The 13,916-nt window shown below is 35.1% G+C and carries 14 protein-coding genes; 7 read left to right on the top strand and 7 right to left on the bottom strand.

The genetic code is table 11. The features are described from left to right. Nucleotides 1–3 precede the first annotated feature (3 nt). From infB to DMB91_RS06175, 7 genes are all read right to left on the bottom strand, one after another. Entirely contained in the window at nucleotides 4–2,640 is a 2,637-nt protein-coding gene (infB, locus tag DMB91_RS06205) for a translation initiation factor IF-2 (RefSeq protein WP_034904908.1), read from the bottom strand. Further along, a complete protein-coding gene (locus DMB91_RS06200) occupies nucleotides 2,609–2,881 on the bottom strand; it encodes a DUF448 domain-containing protein (protein WP_052043203.1) in 273 nt (90 codons plus the stop codon). Before DMB91_RS06200 ends, infB begins: the two co-directional genes overlap by 32 nt. Before the next feature lie 26 nt (nucleotides 2,882–2,907). Beyond that, on the bottom strand, nucleotides 2,908–3,792 hold the full coding sequence (gene thrB / locus DMB91_RS06195; RefSeq protein ID WP_034904907.1) for a homoserine kinase: 885 nt from the start codon (nucleotides 3,790–3,792) through the stop codon (nucleotides 2,908–2,910). Nucleotides 3,793–3,794: 2 nt separating this feature from the next. Next, the gene (locus tag DMB91_RS06190; protein ID WP_034904993.1) at nucleotides 3,795–4,202 is read right to left on the bottom strand and encodes a glycoprotease; all 408 of its coding nucleotides are present in this window, start codon (nucleotides 4,200–4,202) and stop codon (nucleotides 3,795–3,797) included. 41 nt (nucleotides 4,203–4,243) lie between these two features. Beyond that, the gene (lpxC, locus tag DMB91_RS06185; RefSeq protein ID WP_034904903.1) at nucleotides 4,244–5,128 is read right to left on the bottom strand and encodes a UDP-3-O-acyl-N-acetylglucosamine deacetylase; all 885 of its coding nucleotides are present in this window, start codon (nucleotides 5,126–5,128) and stop codon (nucleotides 4,244–4,246) included. Next, complete coding sequence (locus DMB91_RS06180; protein WP_034904902.1) at nucleotides 5,125–6,504, bottom strand: M23 family metallopeptidase; 1,380 nt, start codon at nucleotides 6,502–6,504, stop codon at nucleotides 5,125–5,127. The genes lpxC and DMB91_RS06180 overlap by 4 nt, the downstream gene beginning before the upstream one ends. 96 nt (nucleotides 6,505–6,600) lie before the next feature. Beyond that, on the bottom strand, nucleotides 6,601–7,428 hold the full coding sequence (locus tag DMB91_RS06175; RefSeq protein WP_034904901.1) for a prephenate dehydrogenase: 828 nt from the start codon (nucleotides 7,426–7,428) through the stop codon (nucleotides 6,601–6,603). Nucleotides 7,429–7,508: 80 nt separating this feature from the next. On the opposite strand from DMB91_RS06175, the gene bamA reads away from it, so the two are divergent. The 7 genes from bamA to DMB91_RS06140 all read left to right on the top strand — a co-directional run bounded on the left by bamA (nucleotide 7,509) and on the right by DMB91_RS06140 (nucleotide 13,897). Further along, complete coding sequence (gene bamA, locus DMB91_RS06170) at nucleotides 7,509–9,734, top strand: outer membrane protein assembly factor BamA (protein ID WP_034904898.1); 2,226 nt, start codon at nucleotides 7,509–7,511, stop codon at nucleotides 9,732–9,734. Nucleotides 9,735–9,811: 77 nt separating this feature from the next. Continuing rightward, entirely contained in the window at nucleotides 9,812–10,654 is an 843-nt protein-coding gene (accD, locus tag DMB91_RS06165) for an acetyl-CoA carboxylase, carboxyltransferase subunit beta (protein ID WP_034904896.1), read from the top strand. 3 nt (nucleotides 10,655–10,657) lie between these two features. After that, complete coding sequence (locus tag DMB91_RS06160) at nucleotides 10,658–11,110, top strand: 23S rRNA (pseudouridine(1915)-N(3))-methyltransferase RlmH (RefSeq protein WP_034904895.1); 453 nt, start codon at nucleotides 10,658–10,660, stop codon at nucleotides 11,108–11,110. 9 nt (nucleotides 11,111–11,119) lie between these two features. After that, nucleotides 11,120–11,476, top strand: a complete 357-nt coding sequence (gene dksA / locus DMB91_RS06155) for an RNA polymerase-binding protein DksA (protein ID WP_034904894.1) — start codon at nucleotides 11,120–11,122, stop codon at nucleotides 11,474–11,476. After that, nucleotides 11,473–12,459: a hypothetical protein gene (locus DMB91_RS06150; RefSeq protein WP_034904893.1), complete on the top strand. Its 987-nt coding sequence runs from the start codon at nucleotides 11,473–11,475 to the stop codon at nucleotides 12,457–12,459. The genes dksA and DMB91_RS06150 overlap by 4 nt, the downstream gene beginning before the upstream one ends. 3 nt (nucleotides 12,460–12,462) lie before the next feature. Continuing rightward, nucleotides 12,463–13,380: a tRNA dihydrouridine synthase gene (locus tag DMB91_RS06145; RefSeq protein WP_034904887.1), complete on the top strand. Its 918-nt coding sequence runs from the start codon at nucleotides 12,463–12,465 to the stop codon at nucleotides 13,378–13,380. 190 nt (nucleotides 13,381–13,570) lie between these two features. Further along, on the top strand, nucleotides 13,571–13,897 hold the full coding sequence (locus DMB91_RS06140; RefSeq protein WP_034904880.1) for a hypothetical protein: 327 nt from the start codon (nucleotides 13,571–13,573) through the stop codon (nucleotides 13,895–13,897). Nucleotides 13,898–13,916: the final 19 nt, after the last annotated feature.

Genomic DNA, 13,916 nt, shown 5'->3' with positions numbered 1-13,916 from the left:
AGCCTACAAACTTACCATTTCCTTAACTTCTTTATAGCTTTCTATATAATCACCCTCTCGCATATCATTACACCCTTCTATACCAACGCCACATTCAAAGCCTTTTGCCACTTCTTTAACATCATCTTTAAAACGTTTTAGCGAGCTTACATTGCCTTCATACACGACAACTCCATTTCTAATGAGGCGAATTTTTGCTCCTCTGTTGATCACGCCTTCTGTTACCATACAACCTGCAATTTGTCCTATTTTTGGCACGTTTATGACTTGACGAATTTGAGCTTGTCCAAGCTGTTCTTCGCTGATAATTGGACTCATAAGCCCACTTAAAAGAGTCTTAACATCATCGATTAAATTATAAATGACATTATAAGTTTTAATCTCAACGCCCTTATCCTTAGCTCTTTCTTTGATCTCTCCTGTTGGACGCACATTAAAGCCAAGCACGACAGAGTTTTCACTGGCACTTGCTAGCTCTATATCGCTTTGAGTAATACCGCCAATGCCAGCATGAATGATATTGACTTTGATCTCTTCATTGCTAAGTTTTTCTAGACTTGCTTTTAAGGCTTCAAGTGAGCCTTGTACATCAGCTTTTAAGATCACTGGTAAGACTTTTAAATTACCTTCTTTAATCTTTGCTCCTAGCTCATCAAGGCTTACTTTTGTGGATTTACTGAGTTCTTTTTGGCGGTTGTATTCTTGACGTTTTTGAGCGTATTCTCTAGCCTCTTTATCGCTATTTACAGCAATTAAAATTTCTCCAGCCTCAGCTACTTCACTTAAACCTATGATCACTCCGCATTCTCCGGGCTTTATCTCTTTTAAAGCCTTGCCTTGATCATCAAAAAGTCCTCTGACCTTACCATAAGCTACGCCTGCAACTATGGTATTTCCTATCTTAAGCGTTCCATTTTGTACGATGACAGTGGCTACTGCTCCTCTACCTTTTTGCAAAGAACTTTCTACTATGCTTGCTTTAGCTAGAGCCTTAGCATTAGCCTTTAGCTCTAAAATATCAGCTTGTAAAAGCACGATTTCAAGCAAGTCCTCAACCCCTGTGCCTTTTTTAGCTGAAACTTCTATAAATTCATAGCTTCCACCCCATTCAGTCGGCGTTATATCCATTTCAGCAAGCTGAGTTTTTACCCTATCGATATTTGCACCTTCTTTATCGATTTTATTAATAGCTATGATAAGAGGCACATTGGCTGCTTTTGCGTGATTGATGGCTTCTTTAGTTTGTGGTTTTACCCCATCATCAGCTGCAACTACGATGATGGCAATGTCAGTAATGCTTGCTCCTCTTGCTCTCATAGCTGTAAAGGCTTCATGTCCTGGAGTATCGATGAAAGTTATCTTGCGTCCATTTTTTTCCACCATATACGCGCCCACATGTTGAGTAATGCCTCCAGCTTCCCCACTTGCAATGCGAGATTTTCGTATATAATCAAGCAAGGAAGTTTTTCCATGATCAACATGCCCCATTATAGTAATCACCGGTGCTCTAACACTTAACTTACCCTCATCTTGCACGCTTTCGTATTCTTTAACATAATCAAACTCATCAGCCTCATCAATGATCTTTATCTCAACCCCAAATTCCTCAGCTAAAATTTCAATAGCTGCTTCATCTAAAAAGTCATTTTTAGTCGTCATAAGCCCTAGCATAAAAAGTTTTGAGATAATTTCACTTGTATTTTTACCAAGTTTATCAGCAAATTCATATACTCTTATTTCTTTTGGAATTTCAAGGCTAGTAACTTGTATGCTTTCTTTCTTTTCAATACGTTTTGGTGGCTTTTTACGCCCTTTTCTTTGTATGCTAGTTTCAGTAAATTGGTTAAAACTTTGCTTTAAAATTCCGGGTTGTTTTTTATTTGTAGGTGCTGGGGCTGATTTTTGTGTTATATTGCTAAAATCCGGCAAAACCACCACATCTTCATCATCAAGACTTATGTCGCTAAAATCATTTCCTCCAAGTAAATCCATTTTTTGCATAGCATCTTTGCGAGCTGAAGTGCTTGGCTTTTTGTCTTTTTTCTTTGGTTTTCTAATGCTTTCTTCTTGAGTGTTTGAAAACATATCTTTAAGATCAATTCTTGCACTTGTTTTTGGTTTTTCTTCGCTTGCTTGAGTGTGGCTTGCTTTTAGGTTTTCGTCTTTTTTCTTTTTCACGATGACAAGTCCTCTTCTTTGGGTAAGAGAAGCTTGTTGAGGTGCGATAGGTTCTTCTTTTTTGGGTTCTTGTGTCATTTCTTTTTGGGTAAGGTTTTCTTGAGGAATTGGCTTGCTTTTAGCTTCGTTTTTTTCTAAATTTATGCTTTTTTCATTTGTTTTTTTCGCTTTTGTAACCGGTTTTTTTGTTTCTTTTTTTGCTTTTTCTTTATTTGTTTGGCTAGTTTTTGTTTCCTCTTTCTTTTTTTTGCTTTTTGTATTATTTGATTTTGGCATTTTCGCCTTAAAGCTTTCTGGAATTTGCTTGGTTTGTATGTATTCATAAATCACTGCTGCGAGTTCTTCATCCACTGCTGATGAGACGGTTTTTACATTCAGTCCAAGTTCAAGAGCTTTTTCTAAAACTTCTTTGCTGTTATAGCCCATTTCTTTAGCAATCTCGTGAATTCTGATCTTTGCCATTATTTTGCATCTCCTTTAAATCATGCAGAGTTATTTTGATATCCTGTGCCTTAAAACAAGGTTTTTGCAAGCTTTTTTTATCCTCTTTATGCAAGCATATTTCGCAAAGATAAAAGCTACGTCCAAAATGTAAATTGAGAACAATTTTTTTATCTTTAAGCCAAAAACGATAAAGTTCGTTTTGGGAAAATCTTTGCTTGCAAATAACGCACATTCTAATCGCTGTATGTTTTTTCTTCAAAATTATATCTTTTTTTTCTTAGATTTTTAGCAAAATTTAAAGCCATTATTGTCAAATTCTAAAATTAAAGCCTTAAAATTTGAAAATTTTTCTTGCATTTTGTGTGTAGCTTGTAAAATATCATCTTTAAAATACAAAGAAAAAAAGCTAGAGCCAGAGCCTGAAAGCACGCTCATTAAGGCATTGTTTTCAAGGGCAAGCTTTTGCACGTCAAAAAGTTCATTCAAGGCTTTCATACGTCTTAATTGATGGAGTTTGTCCTTACTTGCAAGGCGTAAAAGTTCATATCTTTTTTCTAAAAAGCACGCCGTTAAAAAAGAAGCATGAGCAAGGTTAAAAACAGCAGTTTTAAGACTGACATTTTGAGCTAAAGTACTTCTGCTTTTTTTTGTGCTAAATTCGCTTTTTGGCACAACAATAAGGGCTTTAAGATCATCATCAATCTTTTTTTTGATACTCAAAACTTGTTTATTTTCAACTATGGAACAAACAAAGCCTCCAAGCGTGCAAGGGGCTATATTATCAGGGTGATTTTCATAATTTAAAGCCTCATTTAAAATTTTTTCTTTGCTGATCTTCACTTTTGCAAGTTTATACGCACAAGCTAGGGCTGAAACTATAACAGCTGATGAGCTTCCTAAGCCTCTTGAAAAGGGGATTTTGTTTGTAAAATGAAAACTAAAAGGAGGATTTTTTTCTTGAGTAAGTTCAAAAAACTTTTGATAAAAAATTTGCACGAAGACATTATTGTTGGTATATAAGTTTTTATCATTTTCTCCCTCGCCTTTGATCTTGATGATAAGTTCTTTGCTGGGTAAAATTTCAACCTCATTAAAAAGCTTTAAACTTAGCCCCAAGCAGTCAAAGCCTGGTCCTAAATTCGCACTTGTGGCTGGAACGACGATCTTCAAATTCACTCCCAAATCGCTTCTAAAAAATAAAAAGGCAAATTATCTTTTTTTAAATGCAAGCCTTGCAAACTTTGGGGTAAGAAAAACTCGCCTGCTTCTGTGTTTTCTAAGATAATTTCACCTTTTTTATATACAAAACATAGCTTTTTATTTGCTCTTATGGGTTTAAAATCATTGAGTTCAAAAGCACTCACTGCAAGAAGCGGTATATCTTTGACTATGCTTAGAGTTTTAAGGCTTAAAAAACTGATTTTAATACCCATATAAGAGCCTGGACCATTGGCATATATAAGTCTTGAAAACTCAAATTTTTTGAGTAAAGCTTGAAGCAAAATCGGCACAGCCTCACTAGCTCTTTCATCACTTTGCACGCTTTTTATCAAAACCTCATCTTCATAAATACCCAGCATTAAAGGCTTTGCAAGGGCATTTAAAAGCAAAGAATACTTTTTTATGCAAAGACCTTTTCATAAATTTGAGCTTTTTGTGTCTCAAGGCTGACTATCTCATATACACTTGTATCTTTGAGCACTTCTTTAGTAAGCAAGTGATTTAAATGATGGCTTCCTGCATAAGAGATATAATCCCCATACACCCTATATCCAAGCAAGCTTAAATCCCCAATGGCATCTAAAATTTTATGACGCACAAATTCATCTTTAAAACGCAAGCCCCCAGGATTTAAGACACGGTTTTCATCAACAACTATGGTATTTTCAAGACTGCCACCTAGGGCTAAATTCATCGCACGCAAAGTTTCAACATCTTTTAAAAAGCCAAAGGTTCTTGCCCTTGCTATTTCTTCTATATAATTTTTCTTGCTAAACTCAAAACTGTAGTGCTGCTCGCCAATGAGAGCATTATCAAATTTTATAGTATAACTAATGCGAGGCTCATTAGTTGGAGTAAAGCGGACAAATTTATCCCCATCTCGCACTTCTATAGGCTTTTTAATTACCATGATTTTTTTAGGTGCGTCAAGCTCTTTAAGCCCGGCTTCATCAAGCATCATACAAAAGCTTATGGAGCTTCCATCCATTACGGGAGCTTCATTTGCATTTAAAACTATGCGTATATTGTCTATGCCATAAGCATTAATGGCACTCATTAAGTGTTCTATAGTTGAAACATAACCTTTTTCATCGCCTATAACTGTGGCAAGTTTGGTGTTGATAACTGAACTTGGTAAAGCCTTATAAGTGGCGTTTAAATCATTTCTAAAAAAGACTATGCCTGAATTTGCCTCCATAGGCTCAAGAGTGATTTCTATAGGCTCACCCTTATGAAGCCCTATACCTACGCCTTTGACGCTTTTTGCAATACTTAATTGTTTCATTTTGTCTCACTTAGTATGATTTTTTTGCCCTCATCAAGGACTTTGCTGATATTGTTTTTGATCCAATTACTATCCTGCCATTCTTCAGGACGCACCTCAACGCCTTGTATTAAGATACCAAAATGTAAATGATCGCCTAAAGCTAAGCCACTTGCTCCGGTATTTGCGATGATATCTCCGGCTTTAACTTTATCGCCTATGCTTACTTTGCTTACTGTGCAGTGTCCGTATAGGCTGTAAAGCCCAAAACCATGATCGATAACTATATTTACACCATAAATTCCATTTTCTTGAGCAAATACAACTTGTCCGTCATTTGAGCTAAAAATTGGAGCTTTTGCCACGCTTGCTAGATCAAGTCCCATATGATAGCTTTCGCTTACAAATTCGCTATCATAAGAATAGAAGCGATGATCGGCAAAATCAGCTACTTTCATCGCGTTTTTAAGCGGTAGAAAAAGCTTGATAGGAAAGTTTTTAAGCGTTTGATTGCTGACTTGAGCTGTAAGAGCGTGAATGTGCTTTTCGTTGCTAAGCCTTAAGTCTTCATTGACAAATTTAAAGCTTTCAAGTTTGTTAAAATTGCTTCCTTGTGGGGCGTATTGCTCGGCTAGGGTTTGAATTTTACCTTCTAAAAAGCGATCATTTAAGGCTATGTTTGAGTTTTTATATTTTCGGTTTTTAAGATAAAATCGTATGCGTTCTTTGGTAGTGTTTCCAGCTTTATCCTTAGCGATAACATACGCACGAAAATCCTCATCTTTAGAGTCCCAAGCGATTAAGCTTGCATAATAATCTTGTTTAAGATAAGGACTTACTGTAAATACTTTTCCTTTGTCAGTTTGGATAAACACTTGGTCTAAATTCTCATCTTTTGCTTTAAAAACAACACTTGCTACTCCGCCTTGTTCGATTTGATATGAGTTTGAGAGTATTGAAACAAGGGGTTTTTTATCATCAAGAACGATAGGAATTTCTTTAAAGGCGGTATTTCCACCAAAGAAATTCCAAAGGCTCTTATCTTTGGCTTCAACCTGCATGATATAGGAGCTTATCTTTTCTTTATAAGAATTTTTAGGCAAGAAAATTTCAAGCGTTGATTCAAATCCATTAGTTAATTTTTCATCTTTGATCACTACACCGCTATCATTGCTATCTTTTTTGAGTGTGATTTTAATGTGAGCAAGCCCTGATTGTTCATCAGCAATACGCATAATGATAGGCTCGGCAAGATTTAGATACACCTTGTCTTCAGCATAAATTACAGGAGGATTTTTTTCAAAAATTTCAAATTGCTTTGCAAAAAACAAAGCAAGAACGATCACAACAAGGACGAGTAAAAAGATGATTTTATTCGTTTTCCTTCTGTGTGCCATGATCGTTTTCCTTAAAGATTTCTTGATATTTTAATGTGTTTAAGTAAATTAGAAGTAAATTTATGCCTTATCCTTGCTTACTTTGTTTTTTTAAATTCATAAAATATCTCTTAAAGCATTTGCTTTTTTCATCCACTTCTTCAAAGCCTTTTCATCATTATCTTGGATCATTTTCTTGCATAATTCAAGTTCATTTTGAAAAAGTTCTATGCTTGTGAGTAAATTTTCTTTGTTTTGCTCAAAGATACTGCCCCACATTGCTGGGCTTGATTTGGCAATTCTACTCATTCCTTTAAAAGAAGGACCGCCTAGATGCACGATATTTTTTTTATTTTCTTCTTTCATCACGAAATTTGCGAGTGCAAAGCTGATGGCGTGCGGAAGATGAGAAATGATGCCGGTGTGATGATCGTGAGCTGAAGCGTTCATAAAGATAATTTGCATACCAAGATATGAAAAAAGCTCAACCGCTCTTTGTCTGTGTTTTACCTCAGCTGTCTCGCTTTCACACAGCACGCACACAGCGTTTTTGTAAAGTTCTTTAAAGGCTGCTTTTGCACCACTATTTTCAGTACCTGCCATGGGATGAGCGGCGATAAAATGGCTCTTTAGTTCTTTTGGCAAACTCTTAATGATCTCTTTTTTTGTGCTTCCAAGTTCTATGATAGTTGTATTTGAAGCTGTATCTTTAAGCTCTTTAAGCACCCTTACTATCGCATCAACAGGGATAGCTAAAATGATAATATCACAAGTCTTAATCTCCTTAAAGTTTGCAAGCTCATCAACAAGCCCTAAATTTAAAGCTTCTTTAGCATTTTTTTCATCCGTATCATACCCAAACACCTTGCTAATGAGCTTGTTTTCTTTCAAACAAAGTCCTAAACTTCCACCCATAAGCCCCAAACCAATAATACCTATTTTCATATTATCCTTTCAAAAACCTTTCATTATATTTTTTTGGTTATTATACACGCTTAAAACCCAAATTGAGGTAAAAAATTAGTATGAAAAAAATAATAGGCTTTTGTTTTTTAGTAAATTTTGCCTTAGCTGTGCAAGTTAATGAGATTAAATTTAGCGGATTGACTCAACTTTCAGCTCAAAGCGCTCTTGATATAAGCGGGCTTAAAGTCCCTCAAAATATAAGTGAAAAAGAGATTAATAAAGCGATTTTAAATTTATACAAGCAAAATTATTTTAGTGATATACAAGTGCAGTTGAGTAATGGTGTGCTTGAGTTTAAACTTAAACAAAAGCAAAGTATTGCAAGGATTAATATCACCGGCGTTGCCTCAAATGATCGCAAACAAATTGATAGCATACTTAATATCAAACGAGGATATTTGTATGATGAAAGTTCTGTAAAAGAAGCTGTTGAACGCATACGTATGTTTTATGAAGCAAAGGGGTATTTTGATACCGTGGTAGAAACAAGCACCGAACCTTTGAGTAATGCAAGCGGTTTGCAACTCAATTTCATCATCAATAGAGGTGAAAATATCACTATAGAAAATGTGCTTTTAAGCGGGAGTAAAAAGCTTGATTATAGCGATGTGGAACCAAGTATAGCAAATAAAGAACGCGAATTTATGGGCTGGATGTGGGGTAGGAATGATGGGGTTTTGAAAATCTTTGAACTTGGCAATGATAGTGCAAGGATCAGTGATGAATACATGAAAAGAGGCTATCTTGATGCTAAGGTTTCATCAGCGTTTTTACGCACAGATACAAATAATTACAAAGCTGATTTGTCATATTTTATCGAGGAAGGAATTTCATATAAAATTGCCGCAATTCGTATAGAAAATCCTGTTTTTAGCGAAGAAGAAAATACCAAGCAAGTTGATGATCTTAAATCTCAAGTCGGTAAAACAGCAAATATTGAAAAAATTCGCCAAGACATAACACTCATACAAACAGCTACAGCTGACTTAGGATATGCTTTTGCTCAAGTATATCCAGATATACAAAAAAATGAACTTGATGGTGAGGTAAGCATAGTTTTTAAGGTTATTCCAAATGAAAAGGTGTATATTAGAAATGTCATTGTTTCAGGTAACTCACGCACAGCCGATAAAGTCGTGCGTAGAGAGCTTTATCTTACAGAAGGAAACTTATATCATAAAAGTGATTTGATAGAGTCAATTAATGCACTTCGCAGAACTTCGTATTTTGATGATGTAAATATTAAAGAACAAAGGGTTGATGCGACTCAACTTGATTTGATCGTTGAGGTTACCGAAGCTTCTACAGGATCGATTTCAGGAGGTATTGGTTATGGTTCAACTGATGGACTTTTGCTTAATGCTTCACTTTCTGATACGAATATCTTTGGCACAGGGCTTAAAAGTGTCATAAGTGTGGATAAAAGCGATGATTATCTTTCTGGTCGTATAGGACTTACAAATCCCCGCTTATTTGATACGTATTATAGTTTGGGTGGAAGCGTGTATGCAAATGAATATGATTGGGATACTTATAGTGAGAAGAGTCGAGGTTTTGATATTACGCTTGGAAAGCAGTTTTTTAGGTATTTTAATGTAAGTTTAACCTATAATTATGAAGCAGATAATATCTATTATCTTAGTCCTACGCTTTTGCTTTCTGGTTATGAGCTTGGACGAAGCGTGAAAAGCTCGGTTATGCCGGCAATTTCATTTAATAATACAGATGATTATTATCTACCAAGACGAGGGATTATCGCTTCAACAGCTCTTGAAGTTGCTGGAGTTGGCGGAACGCAAAATTTTGTGGCTTCAAGCACGAGATTTAACTTTTATCAGGGTTTGCAAGATTATATAGGACTTGATTTGATTTATCGCTATAAGGGGGCGTTTTATAAAATTTGGGACACAGGTAAATTACCGATCAATCAAAGAATTTATCTTGGAGGTATTAGCTCCATAAGAGGCTTTGAAAATAGAACTGTAAGCCCAAAAAACCGCTATGGCTACGAAGAGGGTGGAACCATAGCTTATACAAACTCATTTGAGTTAAGCTTTCCTATCATAGATAGGATTAAGCTTAGGGGAGCTTTGTTTTTTGATTATGGTGCAGTGGGTAGATCAGTGCTTGATATTAATAAAAGCATACACCGCTACTCTACAGGTATGGCTATAGAGTGGATTACGCCTATAGGTCCTTTGCAGCTTGTCTTTGCAAGAGCATTGAATGACAAACCCGGTGATGATACAAATAATTTTGAATTTACTCTTGGAACGAGATTTTAAGAAAAAAAGTTGCTATTCTTAGCAAAGTCAAATATTTTATTTGCTATAATGGCGAAGTTTTATTACAAGGTTTAAGAATGAATTTTTTAGAACTTTTTTCAGGCATAAGACGCAAACAAGCTTCGCCAAGTGAAGCGCCAAATCACTGGGTAAAATGTGATAATTGCCATGCTTTAATGTATTACAAAGAGATACAAAGCTCAAATAATGTCTGCCCAAAATGTAATTTTCATATGAGAATTTCTCCACTTCAAAGGATAGAGCTTTTAAGCGATGAGGGTTCTTTTATAGAGCATGACGCAGCTTTGCACGCTGTTGATCCGCTTAAATTTGTAGATAGCAAGTCCTACAAAAAACGCTTGAGTGAAAGTGAAGAAAAAACAGGGCGAAAAAGTGCGACAATAAGTGGTGAATGTTTGATGAATGGTGTAAAAACACAACTTGTTGTATTTGATTTTGCTTTTATGGGCGGATCTTTAGGCTCGGTTGAAGGCGAAAAGGTTGTAAGAGCGGTGCAAAGAGCTATGACAAACAAAACTCCTCTTGTCATCGTTTGTGCTTCAGGTGGAGCAAGAATGCAAGAAAGTACTTTTGCTTTAATGCAAATGAGTAAAACCTCAGCAGCCTTAAAACTTCTAGCTGATGAGAAACTACCTTGCATTTGTGTGCTTACTGATCCTACTATGGGCGGGGTTTCAGCTTCTTTTGCTTTTTTAGGCGACATTGTTATCGCTGAACCGGGTGCTTTAGTAGGCTTTGCAGGAGCAAGAGTGATTAAGCAAACTATAGGGACTGATTTGCCAGAAGGCTTTCAAAGGGCTGAATTTTTGCTTGAACACGGACTTATTGACGCTATCGTGCAAAGAAGTGAGCTCAAGCAGTGTATCAGCGATTTTTTAAAACTCTTAAGTAGGAGTTAGACTTTGCAAATTCATATCGTTTGCGTGCAAAAAAAACAAGGCGAATTTCAAAGCCTTGAGCACAAATACACCAAGCTTATCAGTCATTATGCACGCTTAAGCGAATACAATGTGTTTAACAACAAAATCGCCAATGCTCAAAAACTTAGTGCAAGCGAAGCGAAAAAAAGCTATGAAGAGCCAATGCTAGCGCATAAAAAAGGCTATAGTATCATCCTTGATGAGCGGGGCAAAAGCTTTGATAGTTTAGAGTTTTCAAGGCTTTTGGTAGATAAAAGTGAGTTAAGTTTTTTTATAGGTGGGGCGTATGGCTTTGAAAAAAGTTTTCTTTCGCATTTTGACTTAAATTTATCTTTAAGCAAGCTCACCCTTGCTCACCATCTTGTTAAAATCGTTCTTTTAGAGCAGATTTACCGTGCTTTTTGTCTGCACTATCAACACCCATATCACAAATAAAGGCTTCAAATGGAGAAATCAAAACTCAAAAGTTTTCAAAAAATTTTAGAAGAGAGAAAAAAACTTATCTTAAATCAACTTGATAGTAATGCTCAAGAAATCGAGGATTTGTATAATTCAGAACCAAATGATAATATTGACTTTTCAAGCATTAATACAAGCTCGCAGATCGAACAAACCATAAATTCAAATCTCAAACAAGAACTTGATGAGATTGAAAATTCACTTTCGAGGATCAAACAAGGTATTTATGGGATTTGTGAGTCTTGCGAAGAAGATATTGATACGAATCGTCTTAAGATCAAACCTCATGCAAAGTATTGCATTAATTGTCGTCAAAGTATAGAAAAAGGAGAAAAACTATGAGGATCAAGCTTTTTATATTCGCAGGATTGCTTTATTTAGTCTTGCTAGGAGCTTTTGTCTATCATGTGAGTAATGCGGAATTTTCCCTTATGCTTGGAGGGTATGAATTTGCCTTGCCGGTAATGGTTTGGGTTGTTTTGCCGGTATTGGTTTTGTTTGTTTGTGCGATTTTGCATATGAGTTTTTATACCTTTTTGCGGTATTTAAAAACAAAAGATTTTTATAGCGACGCTCGCAAATTTCAAAATTTTGCTCTTGATTTACTTTTAGAAAAAAATCCTAAGCCACACTTTAAAATCAAAGAATTTCAAAACGCAGCCGAGTTAGTAAAAAGCTTAAAAACATTTGAAAAAATTCCAAATAATGATAAATTAAATGAAGTGCTTGATATCTTAAGTGAGCTCAAAGAGCAAAAAAGCGTAAATTTAAAGAAATTTAAACTCAATCAAGAAAATCCACTTGTGCAACTTAATGAAAAAAATACCATTTTAAACGATATAAATTACGCATTTTTAAGACTCAAAAATAAAAAAGAATTTCAAAATGAACTTGATTTTGTCGCTTTTGAAGAGCTTTTAAAACTTGGCACTTTCAAACAAATTCAAAGTTTAAGCTTACATAAAAACGCACAGCAAATCACTGATCTTTTCAAACGCTTTGAACAAGGCAGTTTGCAAATGAATAATCAAGAATTTGAAAGCTTGCTTAATGAAGCAGTATTAAGTGAAAAGCAATACCTTGATATCGCTAAATTAAGCACTAAAAAACTTGATCCAGATTCCTTAATAGCGATTTTTAAAAAACTTAAAGAACAAAATAGTGATGTGCTTAAAGCGTATTTGTTTATCTTAGCTGAATTTGGGCTTTTTGATGAGTTAAGACTTGAGTTAAAAATGAGTTCTAAAGAGTATGAAGAGTTTAATATCATACTTTTAGCAAGAGAGTATCACAAAAAAGTTGATTTTAACACACTCGTGCAATAAATAATGATAGATTTTGCTCAAAAGCCTTTAATCCTCGCTCCTATGGCAGGTTTTTCTGATCTGCCTTTTAGGGAAGTGGTGAAAAAATTTAATGCTGATTTAACTATAAGTGAGATGATAAGCTCAAATGCTTTGGTGTATGAGAGCAAAAAAACCCTTAAAATGCTTGAAAAATCAAGCCTTGAAAGCCCATACATAGTCCAAATCGCGGGCAGCGATAAAGAAGTGATTAAAAAAGCTGTGTGTATGCTCAATGACCTTGAATTTATTGATGGCATAGACTTTAACTGCGGTTGTCCAGTCAATAAAGTCATCAAGCAAAACGCAGGTTCAGCTTTGCTTTTAAATTTAGAACTTTTAAAAAGCCTTGTAAGCACTATAAAGATGTATTCTAAGAAAAAAAGCATAAGTGTGAAATTTAGACTTGGTTTTGAGGAAAAAATCCCAGATCAAATCGCACAAGCTTGCGAGCAAGCCGGAGCAGATTTTATTAGCATACATGCACGAACAAGAAAGCAGCTTTACAGCGGAAAGGCTGATTATGAGGGCATTTTAAAAGCTAAGCAAGCTGTAAAAATTCCAGTGGTAGCAAACGGAGATATAAGCTTTGAAAATGCTAAAGAAGTTTTAGCTTTCACGCAAAGTGATGCTTTGATGATAGGGCGGGCTAGCATTGGTAAGCCTTGGATTTTTTATGAGATTAAAAACGATCAAAAAATCAGCGAAACTTTAAAAAAAGAAATTATCTCTTTTCATTTTGAAGCTATGCTTAAACACTACGGCGAACAAGGCGTAAAGCTTTTTAGAAAGCATTTGCACGAATACTCTAAAGGCTACAAAGGTGCTTCAGCTTTTAGAGACAAGATCAATCGTTGTGAGAATGCAAAGGCTATGCAGCAAGAGCTTGAAGCATTTTTTTAAGTATTTTTTTGCTTTTATACTTCTTAATCTTTTGTAATTTTTGTTTTAATTTAATTATTTTTCTTGTAGTTTTTAGTTTCTTTGTAAGTCTTTGCTATATTGAGTTTAGTTTTTTATTTTTTGAAATTTTAAAAGTTGGAACGAAACTTGCTTATCCTTAGAGAAAATATTTTATTTTAAGGAGACAAAAATGTCAAAGCTGATTAGATTAGAAGCTTTAGAGACTTTCAAAGAGGAATTAAGTGCAAAAAAACCTGAACTTGTGTTGCAAGTTTTAAACTTGCTTGAAAATTTAAAAGCAAAGACACAAGATGAAAAAATGGTAAGAATTTCAGCAGAACTTTCTGCAATCTTAAATGATGAAAAAAACTATGAAAAGATCAAAAATGCTCGCGATTTAAACGAGCTTTTAGAGTTGATTGAAGAGATGAATGAAGCAAATATTATGCTTAAAATTTATCCAAGCGAAAGTTTGCGTTCGTCATTTCCACGTTTAGCCCAAGAGTCATTTTTATAAAATTTTTTATGAGGAAATA

The organism is Campylobacter sp. MIT 97-5078 (genome assembly GCF_006864455.1).
In the GTDB taxonomy this organism is placed as follows: Bacteria; Campylobacterota; Campylobacteria; order Campylobacterales; family Campylobacteraceae; genus Campylobacter_D.
The sequence above is the reverse complement of the archived record's forward strand: the minus strand, read 5'-3'. Positions and strand labels throughout refer to the sequence as shown.

Bases quoted from the DNA above. Each gene is read 5' to 3' on its own strand.
- infB (WP_034904908.1), bottom strand. From the start codon at position 2,640: ATGGCAAAGATCAGAATTCACGAGATTGCTAAAGAAATGGGCTATAAC.
- DMB91_RS06190 (WP_034904993.1), bottom strand. From the start codon at position 4,202: ATGCTGGGTATTTATGAAGATGAGGTTTTGATAAAAAGCGTGCAAAGT.
- lpxC (WP_034904903.1), bottom strand. From the start codon at position 5,128: ATGAAACAATTAAGTATTGCAAAAAGCGTCAAAGGCGTAGGTATAGGG.
- DMB91_RS06180 (WP_034904902.1), bottom strand. From the start codon at position 6,504: ATGGCACACAGAAGGAAAACGAATAAAATCATCTTTTTACTCGTCCTT.
- DMB91_RS06175 (WP_034904901.1), bottom strand. From the start codon at position 7,428: ATGAAAATAGGTATTATTGGTTTGGGGCTTATGGGTGGAAGTTTAGGA.
- bamA (WP_034904898.1), top strand. From the start codon at position 7,509: ATGAAAAAAATAATAGGCTTTTGTTTTTTAGTAAATTTTGCCTTAGCT.
- accD (WP_034904896.1), top strand. From the start codon at position 9,812: ATGAATTTTTTAGAACTTTTTTCAGGCATAAGACGCAAACAAGCTTCG.
- dksA (WP_034904894.1), top strand. From the start codon at position 11,120: ATGGAGAAATCAAAACTCAAAAGTTTTCAAAAAATTTTAGAAGAGAGA.
- DMB91_RS06150 (WP_034904893.1), top strand. From the start codon at position 11,473: ATGAGGATCAAGCTTTTTATATTCGCAGGATTGCTTTATTTAGTCTTG.
- DMB91_RS06145 (WP_034904887.1), top strand. From the start codon at position 12,463: ATGATAGATTTTGCTCAAAAGCCTTTAATCCTCGCTCCTATGGCAGGT.
- DMB91_RS06140 (WP_034904880.1), top strand. From the start codon at position 13,571: ATGTCAAAGCTGATTAGATTAGAAGCTTTAGAGACTTTCAAAGAGGAA.